The sequence below is a fragment of the Massilia polaris genome (genome assembly GCF_012927275.1).
Lineage (GTDB): Bacteria > Pseudomonadota > Gammaproteobacteria > Burkholderiales > Burkholderiaceae_D > Telluria_A > Telluria_A polaris.
This window is the reverse complement of record NZ_JABBGG010000001.1, coordinates 691000-710128: the sequence shown is the minus strand read 5'-3', so window position 1 is coordinate 710128 and position 19129 is coordinate 691000. Positions and strand designations below refer to the sequence as shown.

The 19129-nt window shown below is 63.4% G+C and carries 17 protein-coding genes and 1 pseudogene; 13 read left to right on the top strand and 5 right to left on the bottom strand.

Features of this window, described 5'->3' with window-relative positions:
• Nucleotide 1 precedes the first annotated feature (1 nt).
• Nucleotides 2–799, bottom strand: coding sequence for a ferritin-like domain-containing protein (locus tag HHL21_RS03340; protein WP_169463795.1), 798 nt, complete (start codon nucleotides 797–799; stop codon nucleotides 2–4).
• Between the two features lie 120 nt (nucleotides 800–919).
• On the opposite strand from HHL21_RS03340, the pseudogene HHL21_RS03335 reads away from it, so the two are divergent.
• Nucleotides 920–1366 (top strand): annotated as a pseudogene (locus HHL21_RS03335) (isocitrate/isopropylmalate family dehydrogenase); the annotation flags it as partial.
• Nucleotides 1367–1376: 10 nt separating this feature from the next.
• On the opposite strand, the gene HHL21_RS03330 reads toward HHL21_RS03335, so the two are convergent.
• Nucleotides 1377–2279, bottom strand: coding sequence for an alpha/beta fold hydrolase (locus tag HHL21_RS03330; protein ID WP_370659655.1), 903 nt, complete (start codon nucleotides 2277–2279; stop codon nucleotides 1377–1379).
• Nucleotides 2280–2347: 68 nt separating this feature from the next.
• Between HHL21_RS03330 and arfB the strand changes: the two genes are divergently transcribed.
• Complete coding sequence (arfB, locus tag HHL21_RS03325) at nucleotides 2348–2746, top strand: alternative ribosome rescue aminoacyl-tRNA hydrolase ArfB (RefSeq protein ID WP_169463930.1); 399 nt, start codon at nucleotides 2348–2350, stop codon at nucleotides 2744–2746.
• 17 nt (nucleotides 2747–2763) lie between these two features.
• Here arfB and HHL21_RS03320 read toward each other — a convergent pair whose 3' ends face one another.
• Nucleotides 2764–4659, bottom strand: a complete 1896-nt coding sequence (locus HHL21_RS03320) for an LTA synthase family protein (RefSeq protein WP_169463793.1) — start codon at nucleotides 4657–4659, stop codon at nucleotides 2764–2766.
• 362 nt (nucleotides 4660–5021) lie between these two features.
• On the opposite strand from HHL21_RS03320, the gene HHL21_RS03315 reads away from it, so the two are divergent.
• Complete coding sequence (locus HHL21_RS03315) at nucleotides 5022–5381, top strand: hypothetical protein (protein WP_169463792.1); 360 nt, start codon at nucleotides 5022–5024, stop codon at nucleotides 5379–5381.
• 8 nt (nucleotides 5382–5389) lie between these two features.
• Here the strand turns inward: HHL21_RS03315 and HHL21_RS03310 are convergent, their stop codons facing one another.
• Entirely contained in the window at nucleotides 5390–6130 is a 741-nt protein-coding gene (locus HHL21_RS03310; RefSeq protein WP_169463791.1) for a response regulator, read from the bottom strand.
• 384 nt (nucleotides 6131–6514) lie between these two features.
• On the opposite strand from HHL21_RS03310, the gene HHL21_RS03305 reads away from it, so the two are divergent.
• From HHL21_RS03305 to fahA, 10 genes are all read left to right on the top strand, one after another.
• A complete protein-coding gene (locus HHL21_RS03305; protein WP_169463790.1) occupies nucleotides 6515–7138 on the top strand; it encodes a head GIN domain-containing protein in 624 nt (207 codons plus the stop codon).
• Between the two features lie 71 nt (nucleotides 7139–7209).
• Nucleotides 7210–8052, top strand: coding sequence for a glutathione-dependent disulfide-bond oxidoreductase (gene yghU, locus HHL21_RS03300; RefSeq protein ID WP_169463789.1), 843 nt, complete (start codon nucleotides 7210–7212; stop codon nucleotides 8050–8052).
• A 35-nt stretch (nucleotides 8053–8087) separates the two neighbouring features.
• The gene (locus tag HHL21_RS03295) at nucleotides 8088–8588 is read left to right on the top strand and encodes an arsenate reductase ArsC (RefSeq protein ID WP_169463788.1); all 501 of its coding nucleotides are present in this window, start codon (nucleotides 8088–8090) and stop codon (nucleotides 8586–8588) included.
• A gap of 256 nt (nucleotides 8589–8844) precedes the next feature.
• Complete coding sequence (locus tag HHL21_RS03290; protein WP_169463787.1) at nucleotides 8845–9315, top strand: hypothetical protein; 471 nt, start codon at nucleotides 8845–8847, stop codon at nucleotides 9313–9315.
• A 240-nt stretch (nucleotides 9316–9555) separates the two neighbouring features.
• Entirely contained in the window at nucleotides 9556–10374 is an 819-nt protein-coding gene (locus HHL21_RS03285; protein ID WP_169463786.1) for a helix-turn-helix transcriptional regulator, read from the top strand.
• Nucleotides 10375–10520: 146 nt separating this feature from the next.
• Nucleotides 10521–11870 carry an MFS transporter gene (locus HHL21_RS03280; RefSeq protein ID WP_169463785.1) on the top strand — a complete coding sequence of 450 codons (1350 nt, stop codon included), beginning with the start codon at nucleotides 10521–10523 and terminating at the stop codon, nucleotides 11868–11870.
• Nucleotides 11871–11881: 11 nt separating this feature from the next.
• Entirely contained in the window at nucleotides 11882–13591 is a 1710-nt protein-coding gene (locus HHL21_RS03275) for an FAD-dependent oxidoreductase (RefSeq protein WP_169463784.1), read from the top strand.
• Nucleotides 13588–13767 (top strand): hypothetical protein, encoded by a 180-nt coding sequence (locus tag HHL21_RS03270; protein ID WP_169463783.1) that lies wholly within the window; start codon nucleotides 13588–13590, stop codon nucleotides 13765–13767. The genes HHL21_RS03275 and HHL21_RS03270 overlap by 4 nt, the downstream gene beginning before the upstream one ends.
• Nucleotides 13768–13790: 23 nt before the next feature.
• Nucleotides 13791–15086, top strand: coding sequence for a homogentisate 1,2-dioxygenase (gene hmgA / locus HHL21_RS03265; RefSeq protein ID WP_169463782.1), 1296 nt, complete (start codon nucleotides 13791–13793; stop codon nucleotides 15084–15086).
• A 17-nt stretch (nucleotides 15087–15103) separates the two neighbouring features.
• Nucleotides 15104–16423: a fumarylacetoacetase gene (gene fahA, locus HHL21_RS03260; RefSeq protein ID WP_169463781.1), complete on the top strand. Its 1320-nt coding sequence runs from the start codon at nucleotides 15104–15106 to the stop codon at nucleotides 16421–16423.
• On the opposite strand, the gene HHL21_RS03255 is transcribed toward fahA, so the two are convergent.
• Nucleotides 16420–19092, bottom strand: coding sequence for a bifunctional diguanylate cyclase/phosphodiesterase (locus HHL21_RS03255; protein ID WP_229495903.1), 2673 nt, complete (start codon nucleotides 19090–19092; stop codon nucleotides 16420–16422). The genes fahA and HHL21_RS03255 overlap by 4 nt on opposite strands.
• Nucleotides 19093–19129 lie beyond the last annotated feature (37 nt).

The following is a 19129-nucleotide window of genomic DNA, read 5'->3' as shown; positions in this document are numbered from 1 at the left end:
GTCAGGCCAGGTTGTCCAGTTCGGCTTCGGTGAAGCCCGCAAGACGGCGCGCATCGAGGTTGAACGGCCCTTTCAACGCCGGCGCGCGGTAACGCGCCGCCAGTTCGTCATAGGTCGGGCGCGGTTCCCATCCGCGCTGGCCGCACAGATAGACATACCAGTGATTGCCGATCGCGACGTGTCCGATTTCATCCTGCAAAATCCGGTCGAGGATCTGTGCCGCCGCCATGTCGCCGGCCTGGGCCAGCTTGGCGCGCAGCGGCGGGATCGCGTCGAGGCCGCGCGCCTCGAGCGTGCGCGGCACCAGCGCCATGCGCGCCACGATGTCCTCGCGCGTTCGCTCGACCATCTCCCACAGGCTGTCGTGCGCCGGGAAATCGCCGTACTCGGAACCCAGCGTTTGCAAGTGCGCCGACAGCATCGAAAAATGAATCGCTTCCTCCCTCGCAACCCGCAGCCAGTCGGTGTAGTAATCGGGCGGCATTCCCGCGAAACGCCAGAGCGCGTCGAGCGCCAGGTTGGTCGCGTTGAATTCGATGTGGGCCAGCGCATGGATCAGCATGGCGCGCCCTTCCACCGTCGCCATCGAACGGCGCCCCACCAGGCGTGGCGCGACCAGCGCCGGACGTTCAGGACGGCCCGGAATCGCTGCCGACCCCGGCATGGCGGCGTCCGGCTCCAGCGCCAGTTCGCCCGCAAGCCAGGCCGCGGACATCGCCGCCACCTTGCCGGCTTTAAGGACTGGGTCGGTTTCAAGCAGGCACTGCAGGGCACAGGCGCGAAGTTCACTACCGTTCATTGTTCACATCAGATGAGTTACGCATACGGAATTATCGGCGAGATTGCCGGATTCGGGTGGATACGCGGCTCGTTTGACACCGTTCCATTTCCCGACTTACGATTAAACGTCCCTGCAAACGTTCGCTGGGACAAGTACCATATCGACCTCCTGTGCGCGCGCTTTGTCCTGTCGCCGGAGCGTTTCGACGTGGTGGTGGCGTCCAACCTGTTCGGCGATATCCTGTCCGATCTCGGCCCGGCCGGCACCGGGACGATCGGCATCGCGCCGTCAGCCAACCTGAACCCCGACCGCACCTTCCCCTCGCTGTTTGAGCCGGTGCATGGCTCGGCGCCTGACATCTTCGGCAAGAACATCGCCAATCCGATTGGCATGATCTGGTCCGGCGCGATGATGCTGGACTTCCTTGGCAACGGCGACGCGAACTACACCGCGGCGCACGACGCGATCATGAGGGCCATCGAAACGGTGCTGCTGCAGGGCCCGGCGACACCCGACCTGGGTGGGAGCGCGACTACCACCGAGCTTGGAACGGCGATCGCGGCGGCGATCCGGCCGCGCGCCTGACGCTCGCCGCTCAGGGGGTTTCCACGGCGAGGAACGGCAAGGCACGGGCCAACAGCAGCTCCGGCGCTTCTTCCGGTATGTAGTGGCCGCACGCCAGCGCTTCACCGGAAACGTCGCCGGCGACCTGCCGCCATTCCCGCAGTGGCTCGAAGCAGCGCTGCACCACGCCCTGCCCGCCCCACAACACCAGCAGCGGCATCGGCAAGCGGTAGCCGCGTTCCAGGTCGATGCGGTCGTGTTCGAGGTCGATCGAGGCCGAGGCCCGGTAGTCTTCGCACAGCCCGTGGGCGGCGCCGGGCAAGGCCAGGCAGCGCTGGTACTCCTTCAAAGCGCGCGGGTCGAAAGGCGCCAGGCCGGCGCTGCGGCTACCCATGACATCCGTGATGTAGGCGGCCGGGTCGGCCTCGATCAGCCGCTCCGGCATCGGCGCAGGCTGGATCAGGAAGAACCAGTGCCAGTACGCCCGCGCAAATGCCTCGGTGGTCTTTTCGTACATCGCCAGGGTCGGCGCGATATCGAGCAAGACCAGGCGCTGCACCGCTTCCGGATGGTCGGCGGCAAGGCGATGGGCGACCCGCGCGCCACGGTCGTGCGCCATGACGCGGAACCGGGCGAACCCAAGCGACTGCATCACTTTCAGCACGTCCGTGGCCATCGTCCGCTTGCTGTAACTGGCATGCGATGCGTCGCCGCGCGGCTTGGACGAATCGCCATAGCCACGCAGGTCGCAGGTGACGACAGTAAAGCGGTCGCACAGAGCGGCCGCGACCTTGTGCCAGATGACGTGCGTTTGCGGATGACCGTGCAGCAGCAGCAACGGCGGGCCATTTCCGCCGACGGCGGTATTGATCTGCACGCCAGGCGCTACTTCCACTAAGGAAGTGCGGAATCCAGGAAAGAATTGCGTCGTCACGTGGTTGCCTTGCGAAGGGTTTATCATGATCGCATTAAACACCAGCACGTTAATTCGATCAACCCATGATGACTGTCGCGATCAACCCAGCCGAAGTCGAGTTCAGCGCCATTCGCGCGCAGGGGCCGGGCGGGCAGAACGTCAACAAGGTTTCATGCGCCGTGCACGTGCGCTTCGACATTGCGGCCTCCTCGCTGCCGCCCGCCATCAAGGCGCGGCTGCTGGAGATGCGCGACGGGCGCATCACGCAAGGCGGCGTGGTGGTGCTGAAGGCGCAGCAATCGCGCAGCCTGGAGCAGAACAAGGAAGATGCGTTGCGGCGGCTGCAGGCGCTGGTCGACCTCGCGGCCGAGGTGCCAGTGGTGCGCAGGCCGACGCGGCCGACGCGCGGTTCGCAACGGCGCAGGCTGGACGAGAAGACGCGCAGCGGCCAGGTGAAGGCGTTACGGGGAAAGGTCAGCGAGTAAGCGGCGGATGATTCTCCCTATCTGGCTAATTTGTAGCGCCGCTCGCGGTACACGATCGATGGCAGCATCACATGCGCCATCGCGGTGTCGATCTGCGCCGGGGTGGGCGCAGCCGCTTCGATCGACACATCGCCGCTCGCCGCATCATAGCTCGCCAGCACAGGGCTCTTGCCCGGCCTGAGAATCGTTGCCGTAGTCCCTTCGAGCCACGCGAAATAATTATCGAACTGGATCAGTGCGCGGCCCGGGCTGTCGCTATCGCGTGCGAAGTCACGGCCGATCATCGGATGCTGGCTCGACACGCCCATCAATGACAACAGCGTCGGCCCAAGGTCGATCTGGCTTGCAACGGCGGCGATGCGTTTCGGCTGGATGTCCGCGCCGAGGATCAGCCCCGGAATGTGGAATTTCTTGATCGGGACCAGGCTGTTTCCATATACGCGCGTGTCGTGGTCTGCCACGATAAGGAAAATGGTGTCCTTCCAATAGTCCTGTTTCTTCGCTTCGCTGATGAATCGCCCCAACGCGAAGTCAGCATATTTAACGGCGTTGTTGACCGTCTGCTTCGGTGAATCGTGCAGTTCGATGCGCCCGTCCGGGAACTCGAATGGCTGGTGATTCGACGAGCTGAAAATCAGGCTGAAGAACGGTTTTCCTTCTTTATGCAGCGTCGTCAGGCGCTCAAGGGATTTATTGAACAGGTCCTCGTCCGACGCGCCCCAGCTGCCTTCGAACACCGGCGTCATGTCGTTGCGGTCGACAACCCGCTGGAACCCATTCCCCGTGAAGAAGCTCCTCATATTATCGAAATGGGCTTCGCCGCCATAAACAAACTCGGTCGCGTAACCTTCCCTGCCCAGGCCAAGCGCCAGCGTGTAGAAGTTTTGCTGGGCCAGCGAGAGTTTCACCACGCTGCGCGCCGGCGTGGGCGGATAACCCGCCACAACTGCTTCAATCCCGCGCACCGAACGCGTGCCGGTGGCATAAAGCTGCTGGAACCACCAGCCGTCGTGCTTCAACTTCTCGAGTTCCGGCGTGACCGGCAGGCCGCCGAGCGATTCGACAAATGTCGCTCCCAGGCTTTCTTCAAGGACGATCACGAGGTTCAGCGGCCTGTCGCGCTTGATCGCAGCGACCTGCCGGTGCAATGTCGGAAGTTCAGCCGATGTGAATTCAGCGTCTTTCAGCCACGACGCCGACTTCACCGTCTCGAATACCTTGTCGCGCGGGAACGGGCCGTAGATCTCGGATGAATTGGCCTCCTTGCGCATCGACAGCAGTGCATCGAGCACGGCCCACGGTGAATTGATGACCAGCGAATTCACCATGGCGTCGCCGGTGAGCGCGAACAAGGCGGGGTTTGCCGGCCGGTGCGCCGTGGTCGACCGGATCTGGACGCACACCAGCAGGAACACCAGGGGCCAGATCAACAATAACCGTCTGGCCGGCCAGGTGACGGCGCTGGCGGACGCCACGCGCAGGACGTAAAAAATCGCAGCACCAAGCAGGATCGAGGCGCCTACGCCTGCGATCACCGTAAAGCGGAAGCCATTCCACAGCATCGCGACGACTTCTTTCGGATGCAGCAGGTATTCGATGAACAGGCGGTTCGGCCGGACGTCGAACTGCGTGATGAACTGCGGCGACGACACTTCCATGAACACGATCAGGACCAGGGCGATCGTGGCCCAGGAGGTGCAGATAATCCTCAAGAGACGCGCCGGCAGCGCCCAGGTCAGCGGAGCGAGCAAAATAATGGGAATGACGGTGAAGTAGCCGAGCAATATCAGGTCCGCGCGAATACCCTGGAGAAGTACGCTGGCCATCATGCCGGTCGCGCTGACCCGGTCCCACTGCCACCCGACCAGCGCAAGGCGGGAAATCGACAGCGCCGCCATGCCAATTAAAGTCATCTGCACAAAGATGGCGTACGGGCCTGCCCACTGGAGCCGCCGTCCTAGCCGAACGGCAAAACTGTTTAACACGTTATTGTCGCCCGATCCACGATTGGCCATGATGCGAGATGCACCGTTTGGCGTTACGGCGAAAAGAATATACATGCCCGCGCGTGGTTTCAGCGTTAAAACCGCGTTAAGGTTTCGTTAAACGCCCAGCCGGAAGCCAGCAAGTCATCCATCGTTTTTGGGGCATGGCCTGCCGGCGAGACTTTGCGTGCGTGTCAAATGAAATCGTTGATCCGATGACGGACACACACGCGTCACATCGCAGGCTCAGGCTCGATCCTGCGAGTCAGCACGTGACCGGGAGAACGACGATGAAATACTATTCCCCCCTGAGGGCTTTGACCTTGTTCGGGGCCACGGCCTTCGCTTCCGTATGCATGGGGCAGGAGCCGCAGGCGGCGACGAACGTACAGCCCCAGCCTGAGGCGCGTGACACCGGCAATGCCACGCCGCAGGAACAGCCGCCGACCGCGTCGCCCGCACCCGGCCGAAGCACAATGACGCAGGCCGGCGACACGCGCGGCGCTACCACAGGATCATCCCCGCCTGTCGTTGCCCGTCAGGCGAACAGCGTCCGTAACAGCGCTGAGGTTCGTGCCGAGGCGGTCGAGGCGGTCAGGCATCACCGCGCCACACTGTCCGAATCGCTCGATCAGCTGGACGGCAAGTAGCTGGTGGGCTAGTGAACAATATCAACTGCGACGGTCAGCGAATAGCCTGCGCCGCGGTCGGTGTGGATCAGGTCCTCATGCACGCAGGCTGAATCAAGTTTCCGGCGCAGGCGCCCCACCTGGACGTCGATGGCGCGGTCGTACACCTCGGCGCCATGAAGCCGCGACAGGTCGAGCAGCTGTTCCCGCGATAGCACACGCTGGGGGGCGGCGAGGAAGGCGGCAAGCAGGTGGAACTCGGCATTGGTCAGTGCGATCACCGTGCCGCCTGGAGCGACCAGACGGTGCAGCCGGACATTGAGTTCCCAACCGCCAAAGCGATACGCACGAACCCGCGCCAGGCCTTGCGCGACGGTCTGCTGCGCGCGCGAGCGGCGCAACAGTGCGCGTATCCTGGCCAGCAGTTCGCGTGGGGAGAATGGCTTGCCCAAGTAGTCGTCGGCGCCCGACTCGAGCCACATGACGCGGTCGGCCTCTTCATTGCGACCAGTAATCACAATGATGGGAATATCGGACTCGTCCCGCACGCGGCGCACGATCTGCATGCTGTCCTCGCCGGGCAGCCTCGGGTTCAGGATAAGGACATCGAAGATCTCGCGCTGCATCGCCTCACTCACGCCATGCCCATGGGACATGGCGCTGACGCGCATTTCATTGTCCGCAAGATAGCTTGTAAGCATCGTGCGCATCCCGCTATCGCCGTCGACGATCAGCGCGTGAACAGGTGACGCAACGGTCGGATGCAACATCACAGCGTTCTCTCAGTCAGGTGAATGCTACGCGCCGCCGGCAACAGCACATAGATCCCTCAACCCCCTTCGGTACTCGCTTACTTTGCCACAAATTTCTGCGATGTGCCGGAGCGTGAATATGTCAGATGACACAACGGTCTCGACAACGACCAGCAATGAAACCAAAATCCATTTCGAAAAATTCCGTGTGGGAATAACGTCGGAGAAAAAGGCAGACCGATGTCCCGTTAGCGCGACCAACACCATCAAGCCCCTGAGAAATTTTACAAAAGCGCACCCCAGGTCGTTTGGGACCACGTTTTTTGCAGTTCATCGCAAATAGACGCGTGGCAAAGCGGGCTTCCGTAGAATCAATGCATACCCACCGAACCGGAGACAAACATGCTGCGTACAACCCTCGCCCTTCTGCTGTCCATTGCCACCGTCGCGGCGCACGCCGACGAACAAACCCGCAACGTGACGCAATTCAATAAGATCGCCATCTCCGGCGCGATGAACCTGACGGTTGACGCCGGCAAGCCGTTTTCGGTGACCGTGCACGGCGATCCGAAATACATCGGCCGGGTGACGACAAAGGTCGTTAATGGCGAGCTGCGCATTGGCATGGATGACGACTCGAACATCAGGATGAGAAAGCACGAACGGATTGTCGTGTCGATGCCATCGCTGACCGGCTTCGATGCGGAAGGCGCGGGCCTCACCCGCCTGAACAACATCCAGGGCGACCGCCTCGATGTGGATTACCGTGGCGCCGGCAGCCTGCAAATTAACGGCAAGGTGCGCCACGTGCGCATTGATGCCGAAGGCGTCGGCGAAGTCGATACCAAAGCCCTGATCGCGCAGGAAGCGGATGTCAGCTTCGAAGGCATCGGCGCCGTCTCGATCTATGCGAGCGAGAAGCTCACCGCGGACGTCGAAGGCATGGGCAACCTGACTTATTACGGCAACCCGCGCATCGTCAATAAATCGGTCTCGGGCATTGGAAGCGTCACGGCCGCCCGTTGAAATATCGTGCACGTACCTGTGGCCACCGTCGCGGCTAGAATGTCCAGCATCACAGGTTCGAGGAGATGTTGATGACTGACCAAGCGAAGTATGTTCCGCCAGCTGTCTGGGTTCCTCCCGCGTCGTCGGGGGGGACGTTTGCGAACATCAACCGCCCGGTCGCCGGCCCTACCCATGACAAGGCCCTGCCGGTAGGCACGCATCCGCTGCAACTGTATTCGCTGGCGACGCCGAACGGGGTGAAGGTCGGGATCATGCTGGAAGAGCTGCTCGCGCTGGGCCATACCGGCGCCGAGTACGACGCCTGGCTCATCCGGATCAACGAAGGCGACCAATTTTCGAGCGGCTTCGTCGACATCAATCCGAACTCGAAGATCCCGGCGCTGGTCGACCATAGCGGCGACGAACCGCTGCGCGTGTTCGAATCAGGCTCTATCCTGATGTATCTGGCGGAGAAATTCGACGCCTTCCTGCCGAAGGAAACGGCGGCGCGCACCGAGACAATGAACTGGCTGTTCTGGCAGATGGGGTCGGCACCTTTCCTGGGTGGCGGCTTCGGTCACTTCTATGCCTACGCACCCGAGAAGTTCGAATACCCGATCGACCGCTATGCCATGGAAACCAGGCGCCAGCTGGACGTCCTGGACCGTCAGCTGGCCGGGCATCGCTTCGTCGCCGGCGACCAGTACACCATTGCCGACATGGCGATTTGGCCCTGGTACGGCGGGATGGTGCGGGGGAAACTGTACGATGCGGCGGAATTCCTGTCGGTGCACGACTACAAGAACGTCAAGCGCTGGGCCGACGAGGTCGGTGCACGTCCCGCCGTTATCCGCGGCCGCAAGGTTAACCGCGTGCGCGGGAAGCCGGAGGAACAGGTTCCGGAGCGGCACGACGCTTCGGATCTGGACTGATCAGATATTCTCTTCTTGAGGCCAAGGAGTTTTCCATGAACGACAAAACGTACAACGTCTTGTTCCTCTGCACCGGGAACGCGGCGCGCAGCATCATGGCCGAAGCCATGCTGAATGCGACGAGCGGTGGACGCTTCAAAACCTGCAGCGCAGGGAGCCATCCAACCGGCACGGTCAATCCGTTTGCGTGCGAAGAACTCAGTTCGCTCGGATATTCGCTGGAGAAGCTGAGAAGTAAGTCGTGGGACGAGTTCGAGGCGACGTCCGCCCCGCACATGGATTTCGTGATCACGGTGTGCGACGCCGCGGCGGGCGAACCGTGTCCGGTATGGCCCGGCCAGCCGATCACAGCGCATTGGCGCTTTGAAGATCCGGTGCTTTGTCACGGAACCGACGCGGAAGTCCGGCACGCCTTCGCAAAAGTTTGCAGGGAAATCAAATATCGCCTCGATCTTTTCCAGTCGCTCCCGATGGAGAAGCTCGAAAAATTGGCACTCAAGCGTGAGCTCGATCAGATCGGAGCTTCCAAGCCGTGACGGTCGCACGACCAACGAGTGTGTCGCCATCTTTTACATCTTTCATTCGGGCACGGGCCCCATTTGCCCGCTTACCCGCATAAGCCCTTGATTCTTAAAAGTTCGCGCTAGCTGGCACACTCCCTGCTTACGGCTGTACAGCGGGGTAGGAACATTCCTACAAGAGATCCATCCAGGGCAGGTGGATCCCCGTAAGCCGATCAAAGATCAAATCCGGTTTGATCCTCGACTGCCCGTTGTCAGTGCGGAGGCCGAATTGAGCGCGTACGTCTACATTGCATATGAGGGGCTGCGGACATCACCGATCTCCGTAGAAGCATGGCTGGCGGCAGTTAATCGATGCGACAAGTTGATCCTGGATAAGGCAGTGTCGTTCAGGGCGCATGGCCAGCAGGTGGTTCGACTGAAAAGCGCCAGGCGCGCCAGCGTCCGCCTTGACCGCTTCGGAATAGCGGGCGCAAGGGACCCATCCGAAGAACTGATCCGTGTTATGTTCGACATCGCATCGCTGCTGGGCGCGAACGTTTACAGCGAGCGCTTCAACAAATACGCTTCGGCCGACGACTGCGTGTGCCGCAGGACAAAACATCGCCGGACGTTTGACAAGCAGCGCGCCTGCAAAGAGCGGCAGGAGCTGTACCAGTTTGGGCTTTGGTGCGCTGTGTGCGTATCTTCGGCGCTGTTCGGTTTTCTATTCGGCAGCCTCTATCTCGCTTTGACACGCTAGCGGCGCGCCGCGCGAAAAATGATGGGCGCCTGCAGCAAGCACTAACTCTGGAGCTGCGCACAATGCTGGGCGAGCGCGACTTGCCCCGCTTCCCGAACCCCGCAACCACATCGTGCTTTGACAAACGGGGCGGTCGCGCCGGGATTGGTCCGACCTGGGCGCCGGACCACCTCGTTTGACGCTACCGTACTAAGGTGCTAGCCTGAAACGGTATGAATCATTTACGTTTCCTGTCCCGCCATGCGCTACTGGTCCCTTGACCGTCCCGCTCCCGCCGCCCTGCTCGACTTGTCTCGGGTCACAGGGCTGGTGGCGGCGATCGGCCAGGCGGATAACACCACATTCGCCGCCGAGGTCCTGAAGACGCTGGCCGAGCCGGCCAAGATTTCGCAGTGCACCGTGTTCGCCTACGAATTCGGCAACCGCCCGCGCACCGTCTCGGTGGCCGACCATCGCGGCGGGCGCTTCCTGCGCGATGTCGCCGATGCATACGCGCGCCACTACTACCTGCTCGACGGGAACCAGCGCGTGATCACGGCCGCACCGCAGGCCAGTTCCGGGTCGTCGCTGATCATCCACCAGCAGAACACCGACGATATCGACCACGCCGGGTATCGCGCGGCATGCTACAGCGACCCGAACGTGTGCGACCGGCTGTCGCTGATGGTGCAGCCGGCCGACCATATCTGGCTGTCCGTGAACCTCTACCGCGACCGCAGCTACGGCAACTTCGAGCCGGGCGAGATCGCGCTGGTCGAGGCGCTGGCGCCGCTGATCGGGCACGCCGCGCGCCATCACTACGTCATGCACGGCCAGAACCAACTCGGCATCCCGCAGCTGATGCTGGCGCGGGTGCGCCGCCTGTGCCCCTCGCTGGCCAAACGCGAACTGGACGTCGTCCGGGGCGTGCTGGAAGGCCGCACCGCCGCCGAAATCGCCGACCTGATGGGCATCAAGCCCACCAGCGTCATCACCTACCAGAAGCGCGCTTACCAGCGCCTCGGCATCTCCAGCCAGCGCCAATTGTTCGCGCTCTGCCTGTCCACCGACAAGCCCTGAGACTGTGCGGGCTGTACCCAAAATGGGGACAGACAGCGGGATCGGCCATCCTCATACTCGGCTAACGACGACAATAAAAACAAACGTCAGGGTAAGCCGCGATATTCGTTGCGGCTCCAGCTCAACCGGATATCAGGAGACCCCCAATGCCACCGGTGACCACGTTAATCCAGGCGCCATCCAGCGGCGCATCGCATCAGCAACTCGAGCTCGAACAACAGGTCATCGGCAAGGTGTCGCGTCGCCTGCTCTGGTTTATCTTCCTGCTGTTCGTCTTCTCCTTCCTCGACCGCATCAACATCGGCTTCGCCGCGCTGACGATGTCCGCCGACCTTGGCCTCTCCGCCACCCAGTTCGGCCTCGCCACTACCCTCTTCTACATCGCCTACGTCGCGTTCGGCATACCAAGCAATATCGCGCTGGCGAAGGTCGGCGCGCGGCGCTGGATCGGGACCATCATGATCGGCTGGGGCCTGGCCTCGACCGCGACCATGTTCGCCACCAGCCCGGAGACCCTGTATCTGTTGCGCATCCTGGTCGGCATCACCGAAGCCGGCTTCCTGCCCGGGATGCTGCTGTACCTGACCTTCTGGTTCCCGCCCGCCTACCGGGCCCGCGCCAACGCGCTGTTCATGATCGCGATGCCGGTCACCGCCGCGCTGGGATCGGCCGTGTCGGGCTACATCCTCGAACTCGATGGCGCGATGGGACTGAAAGGCTGGCAGTGGCTGTTCATGCTGGAAGGCCTGCCGTCGTCGATCCTCGGCCTGATCGTGTTCTGGTACCTCGACGACAAGCCGCAAGACGCAAAGTGGCTGAGCGCCGCCGAGAAAAGCACGCTGGAACGCAGCCTGCGGAGCGTCCGCAAACAGCCAGTACCAGGGGGCGCCGCGCCTGAACCCAGCCTGTTCGCCGAGCTGACTTCCCCGGCCGTGGTCAAGTTCGGGCTGGCCTACTTCTGCCTGGTGAATACGCTGGCCATGGTGGCGGTGTGGACGCCGCTGATCGTCAAGAGCTTCAGCGCCGACGCCAGCAACCGCACCATCGGCCTGCTGGCCGCGATTCCGCAGGTGGTCACCATCGTGGCGATGATCTGGTGGGGCCGCCGTTCGGACCGCAAGCAGGAGCGCCGCTGGCACCTGGTCATTCCGATGCTGGCCTCGGCCGTCGGCTGGATGTTCACCGCGCTGTCAGGCGACCCGGTGGTGCAGATGCTTGGCATCTGCATGGCATCGGCCGGCTCGTACACCGCCATGTCGATTTTCTGGACCACGCCCGACCAGGCCCTGAGCTGGAAGGCGCAGGCGATCGGCATCGCTGTCATTAACGCGGCCGGTAACGTGAGCTCGGCGATTAATCCGCTGGTGGTCGGCTGGATCAAGGATGCGACCGGGAGCTTTACGGGCGGCCTGTTCTACGCCAGCGCCCTGCTGGTGGCCGGCACGGTGATCGTGCTGATGCTGCCGATCGGCGCGCGCCCGAAAACCGACCATTGAAGGAAAAGACGATGACCATTGAATTTGCACCCTACCCGTTCACGGCCCGGCAGTACCCGGCCCGCATCCCGCCGCCGGAAGCGGCAATCCGCCACAAGGTAGCCATTGTCGGGGGCGGGCCGGTCGGCCTGTCCACCGCGCTCGGGCTGGCGCGCCAGGGCATCGCCTCGGTGCTGATCGAAGCGGACGACTCGGTCTGCCAGGGCAGCCGCGCGATCTGCATCTCGCGCCGCAGCCTGGAGATCATCGAACGCCTTGGCGCCCTCGATGGCTTCCTCAAGACCGGCCTGCCGTGGACTGGCGGGCGCAGCTTCTACCGCGATACCGAGGTGCTGCACTTTAAAATGCCGCAGGACGACAACCAGAAGCTGCCGCCGATGGTCAACCTTGCCCAGTACCACATCGAGGAACTGCTGCTCGAGGCGGCCGAAAAGTACCCGCACCTGATCGACATCCGCTGGCAGGCGCGCGTCACCGGCTTCAAGCACGGTGACGATGGCGTCACGCTCAGCCTGGACACGCCCGCGGGCAATTACTCTCTGGACGCCGATTGGCTGGTGGCCTGCGACGGCGGGCGCAGCACGATCCGCGAGGCGATGGGACTGCCGCTGCGCGGCGCCAGCTATGAAGGCCGCTACATCATCGTCGACATCAAGCTCGAAAGCGAGCGCCCGACCGAGCGGCTGGCCTACTTCGACCCGCCATGCAATCCCGGATCGACGGTACTGGTGCACAAGCAGCCGCACAATGTGTGGCGCATCGACTACCAGGTGCAGGACGGCGAAAACGCGGACGAAGCGGTCAAGCCGGAAAACGTGCTGCCGCGCGTGCAAAGCCTGCTCGACATGATGGGCGAGAGCGGACCGTGGGCGCCCATCTGGATCACGATGTACAAGGCGAACGCGCTGACGCTGGAGGAGTACCGCCACGGCCGCGTGATGTTCGCTGGCGACGCCGCCCACCTGGTGCCTATCTTCGGCGTGCGCGGTGCGAATTCGGGCATCGACGACGCGGACAATGTGTCGTGGAAGCTGGCATACGTGGTCAAGGGGCTGGCCGGCGAGAGCCTGCTGGACAGCTACTCCAGCGAGCGAGTCGCAGCGACTCACGAGAACCTCGGCTACGGCACCAAGAGCACCGAATTCATGGCGCCGCCCTCGTTTGCCTTTGAACTGATGCGCACCGCCGTACTTGGCCTCGCCGCAAAGCACGCTTGCGTGCGCCCGCTGATCAATCCACGCCAGAGTTCCGCCATCACGTACACCGGCTCGCCGCTGAACATCGCGGACCAGGACGGGTGGAGCGCGGGCCCTGTGCCAGGCGCGGTCCTGCCCGAGTGCCCGCTCATGGTCTTCAATGCGGCCAAGGGATCGCCGGGCCACGTCACCGACCTGCCTGGCAGCGGCGTTACCGCGCTTTGCTTCACGACCGACGCCACGGCGCCGCCGCAGCTCGCCGCGTTTGCGGAGTCGATGCGGTACAGGGGCATTGACCTGACCCTGGTTCCGATTGCGCAGGAACGTCCGCTGGACCCGGCATCGCGCTGCGCATGGGACGACACCGGCCGCCTGTTCCCCATGTATGGCGCGGCGCCGGGCAGCGTCTACCTGGTCCGGCCCGACGGCCATGTGCTGGGCCGCTGGCAGGCGCCGGACGCAGGCCAGCTCGCCGCCGCGGTCGAACACCTGCTGCATCCATCACCGAGCAAGGAGCTCTCATGAACGACAGCGAACTCGATGCCGTCTACACGCGGCTTTGCAAGACCATGACCCAGCTGGGCGCGGACAAGTCGCCCCTGTTCCTGGCCCGCTTCGCGCTGCTGGCGATCGGCCAGATCGGCGATCCCGTCACCGTCGAGCGCATGGTGGACGATGCCGCCGCCGGCCTCGCGGAATGAACAACGCATCAGGAGGACATCCCATGCAGCTCGATTATCAATCCGGCTTCGGCAACGAATTCGCCACCGAAGCCCTGCCCGGCGCACTGCCGGCCGGGCGCAACTCGCCACAGCGCGCGCCTTACGGGCTGTACGCCGAACAGTTGTCCGGCACCGCCTTCACGGCGCCGCGCCATACCAACCGCCGCTCATGGCTCTATCGGATACGCCCGGCGGCTATCCACGGGCCGTTCGCCGCCACGGAAACTGGCCGGATCGTCAGCAGCTTCGACGACGTGCCGGTCTCACCCAACCAGCTGCGCTGGGACCCGCTGCCGCTGCCGCATGGACCGACCGATTTCATCGAGGGCCTGGTAACCATGGGCGGCAACGGCAATCCCGCCGCCGGCGCCGGCTGCGCCATCCATCTGTACGCGGCGAACCGCTCGATGGAAGGACGCTACTTCTACAACGCCGATGGCGAGCTGCTGATCGTGCCGCAGCTGGGCGCACTGACGATTGCGACCGAGCTGGGAACGCTCCAGGTGGAGCCGCACGAGATCGCCGTGATTCCGCGCGGGGTGCGCTTCCAGGTACGCCTCGACGGTCCTGTCGCGCGCGGCTACGTGTGCGAGAACTACGGCGCGCTGCTGCGCCTGCCGGACCTGGGCGTGATCGGATCGAATGGCCTTGCCAATCCGCGCGACTTCCTCACGCCGGTGGCGTGCTACGAGGACCGCGAGGGCGACTTCGAACTGGTCGCCAAGTTCCAGGGACGCATGTGGCGCGCCGCGATCGGGCACTCGCCGCTCGACGTGGTCGCGTGGCACGGCAACTACGCGCCCTACAAATACGACCTGCGCCGCTTCAACACCATCGGTTCGATCAGCTACGACCACCCTGACCCGTCGATCTTCCTGGTGCTGCAGGCGCCGAGCGACACGCCCGGCGTAGACACCCTCGATTTCGTGATCTTCCCGCCGCGCTGGCTGAACGCGGAGGACACCTTCCGCCCGCCCTGGTTCCACCGCAACTTCGCCAGCGAGTTCATGGGACTGATCCACGGCGCCTATGACGCCAAGGCCGAGGGCTTCGCGCCCGGCGGCGCATCGCTGCATAACTGCATGAGCGGCCATGGACCCGATGCCGAGGCGTTCGACAAGGCCAGCGTGGCCGACACCAGCAAGCCGCATTACGTGGCCGACACCATGGCCTTCATGTTCGAAACGCCGGCGGTCATCCGCCCGACCGTTCACGCGCTCGAGTCGGCCCAACTGCAAACCAGCTACGCCAACTGTTGGCAAGGGCTGGAAAAGCGCTTCGATCCAACCCAGCGCTGAAACCACAAGGAGCATTCATGTCATTGCTAAACGAAACCCACGCGCCGGCGTTGCGCAGCTGGGTTGCCTCGGCCAACCAGCCGGGCGCCGATTTCCCGATCCAGAACCTGCCGTTTGCGGTATTCCGCCGCGCCGGATCCGACGAGACCTTCCGCGGCGGCGTTGCGATTGGCGACCAGATCGTCGACCTGCGCATGGCCGCCAGCCGTGCTGCGTTGTCGCCACAGTCGCTGCGGTTTGCGGCTGCATGCGGCGACAGTTCACTGAACCGCTTCATGGCGATGGGCCCCGACGCATGGGGCGCGCTGCGGCTCGCCCTCAGCCGCGCACTGCGCACCGGCGCGCCCGAACGCGAGCTGCTAAGCGCGTGCCTGGTTCCGCAATCGGACGCCGAGTACACCGTGCCGGCGAAGATCGGCGACTACACGGACTTCTACACCTCGATCCACCACGCCACCAGCGTGGGCAAGCTGTTCCGGCCCGAGAGTCCGTTGATGCCCAACTATAAGTGGGTTCCGATCGGCTATCACGGGCGTGCCTCGTCAATCCAGGTATCGGGCCAGGGTTTCAATCGCCCGGTTGGCCAGACCATGGCGCCCGGGAAGTCCGAACCTGACTTCGGACCATGCAAGCGCCTTGACTACGAACTGGAGCTGGGGATTTATGTGGGGACCGGGAACCAGTCCTGCAGCTCGGTGCCGATGGACCAGGCCGAGTCGCACGTGTTCGGGCTGTGCCTGTTGAACGACTGGTCGGCGCGCGATGTGCAGGCCTGGGAATACCAGCCGCTCGGGCCTTTCCTGTCGAAGAACTTCGCGACCACCGTGTCGCCGTGGATCGTGACGCTGGAGGCGCTGGCGCCTTACCGTGTGCCGTTCGCGCGGCCGGAAGGCGATCCGCAACCGCTGCCTTACCTGGATACGCCCGCCAACCGCGCCGGCGGCGCCTTCGACGTGCAACTCCAGGTGCTGCTTGAAAGTGAACGCATGCGTTCGGCCGGCAGCGCGCCTGCGCAGCTGTCTGCGACCAGCTACCGCCACGCCTATTGGACCGTGGCGCAGCTGCTCGCGCACCACACGGTCGGCGGGTGCAATTTACAGCCGGGCGACCTGTTCGGCAGCGGGACCTTGTCCGGACCGACGCCCGACCAGGCCGGCGCGTTGATCGAGCTGACGTCGGGCGGCAAGGAACCATTGAGCCTGCCGGACGGCGACAGCCGCACCTACCTGCTCGATGGCGATACGGTCATCATGCGCGGCTGGTGCGAGAAGCCTGGCACTGCCCGCATTGGATTTGGCGAGTGCCGCGGCACCGTGCTGCCCGCAAAACAGAGCTAACGTGTCGTGGCGAACAGATTTCCTTGCGTGAGAACGGAAGGAATCGCCGCCGCCGGCATCGGCCTCGCCAGATAATAGCCCTGGACTTCATTGCAACCCAACTCCTGCAAAATGCCCAGCTGCTCGGCTGTCTCCACGCCTTCGGCGACAACCGACATGCCCAGCGCATGCGCCATCGAGACGATCGCCTGGAAGAACACCCGTCCCTCGCGCGAGTTGCCCAGTTCCGACGTGAACGCCCGGTCGACCTTCAGCACATCCATTTTCAGTTTCTGCAACTGCGACAATGACGAATAGCCGGTGCCGAAATCATCGACATGCAGCTTGACGCCCAAAGCCCGGATGGCGCCAAGCTCCGCCAGCACTTCTTCCTGCTCGCCCATCATGGCCGACTCCGTGATCTCCACCTCCAGCAATGAAGAAGGTATCGCGTACCGGTCAAGATAAACGGCCAGCTGGCGATGCACCTCGCCCCGAGCGAACTGTTTCGGCGACACGTTGATCGAGACCGGCACGACAGCCAGTCCCGCGCTGCGCCATTCGTCGATCTGGCGGCACGCCTTCTCCATCACCATTTCGCCGATGCGCAGGATCAGGCCAGTGGTTTCGGCCATCGGGATGAACTCGAGCGGCGACACCAGTCCATGCTGCGGATGGATCCAGCGCACCAACGCCTCCATGCTGCATACCTTGCCCGTGTAGGCATCGACCCGCGGCTGGTAGTACAGCACGAACTGGTCAAGCTCGATTGCCTCGAGCAGCCTGTGTTTCAGCTGGAGGCGGCTTTGGATAATGCGCGACTGCGATGCCTCGAAATAGCGGTACTGTCCCTTGCCATCGGTCTTCCCCGCGTACATGGCGATGTCGCCGTTCTTGATCAACGCCGCAGCATCTGCGGCGTCGCGAGGAAACACGCTGATGCCAACGGACGCGCCGACCTGCGGCTGTTCGCCGCCAATTGTGAACGGCGTCCCGAACGCGGCGATGATGCGTTCGGCGACGCTGGCAGCCTGCTGCTCCGCCTCCGAGGGCATCAGCAGCACGATGAATTCGTCGCCACCGAATCGGACCACATGATCGCCCGGGCGCAGCAGTGCGCGCAGGCGCTCACCCGCCGCCTTGAGCAGCTGGTCGCCGACGGCATGTCCGTGCAGGTCATTGACCTGTTTGAATTCGTCGAGGTCGATGAACAGCAGCGAAAGCTCGGTGCCATTGGCACGGCTGGCCGCCATCGCAAGGGGCAGAAACCCCATCAGCCAATGGCGGTTCGGCAGCCCGGTCAACATGTCTTCGTTGGCGAGCCGCTCCAGTTCGACGACATGCGCCTTGCGTTCGCTGATGTCGCGCAGTGTCACTGCGAGCCCGTTACCGACACGGACAAGGCGACGGTGGCCCCACTTGATGTTGAGGCGCTTATCGGACGGCATCTCGCGCTCGTCCTCATGGAAGCCCGATTCCATCGCCGCGGTGTAGGTGTCCAGCAGCGCGTCGCCGAATACGCCGGCCTCGATGGAGGACAAGCGCTTGCCAAGGAGCTCTCCGCGTGAGGTCCCATAAAAATAGGCGCCACGTTCGTTGCAGTCGACAATCTGGAAATCGACAATCTCCCCGGCGTCGTTGCGCAGGGCGGCGGCCATGTAGAAGCCGTCGTTGGCACTTTCGGTGGCCGTCCGGTAGGCGAGCCGCACGTCTTCCTGTTCGCTGAGCCGATGGGCGGCGCGGCGTGCGAGCACGGTTGCCAATGCGGCGATCAACGCCAGGCCAAACGAAGCGAATGCCGCATTGTTGCGGCCATCGATCCAGTAGGCATCCGCGGCCGCCATCGCCTCGTTCTTCGACAGCGCGACCAGGGCGACCAGCGGGTACGCCGACGAGTGGCGCCAGGCGAGAAAGCGCGGCTGGCCGTCCGGAAAACCACGTTCGCCATCCAGCAGCGAAACACCGTATTCCGCGGCCCACAGCCCTGGGTTATGCGGGAATGCCGTCTCGGACGGGCTGGCACCAGCGTATTCTTGCTGTTCCAGCCGCAGCCCGGACTCCGCGCCCACCGTAGCGACCATGCCCTCGCGACCGAGTGCCGACGGCACGTAGAACGATGTGAGGTAGTCGGACGGCACGGTCACGACCACGACGCCGTCGAACGCTTCTTCGCGGGTATCGAGGCGGCGGCTGAACAAAACTGCGGCGTGGACCGGGGTTGGCGCCCCTTGGGGCGTTTCGATCTTCAGGGAACTTGAGTTGTTATTGCGGTGGAATTTGAAGAATGCGGACTGCGCATACGAGGTATCGAGTTCGCTGGCGCGGGTAGAGCTGATTACCCGACCCTGCGCGTCGACGACGCTGACAGCGACGAACGCGCTATCGAGGAACATGCCGTCGCGGGTCAGGTGTTCCAGCCGCAGTTGGCCGTTCGATTGCTCCCAGCTTTGTTTCAGCTGCATCGACACCTGATCCATCTGCGCCACCGACCGGGTCACGTACTGCTCGTATGCCTGGGCCGCCGCAGTCGCTTCGCGGCGTGTGTTCTGTTCGGCCTCGGTACGCTCATTGTTCGCGCGTACAAATGTTATCCACCACACCGCTGCGATCAGCAAAATCGCCGCGACAGGCCAGAACAGAAGCGCGAGCAATGAAGGGCGCGCGCTGGAAATCGGGGTGGGGTCGTTCAAAGCTTGCCTGGCCATCGCCGTCCTAGATTTTGTGAAT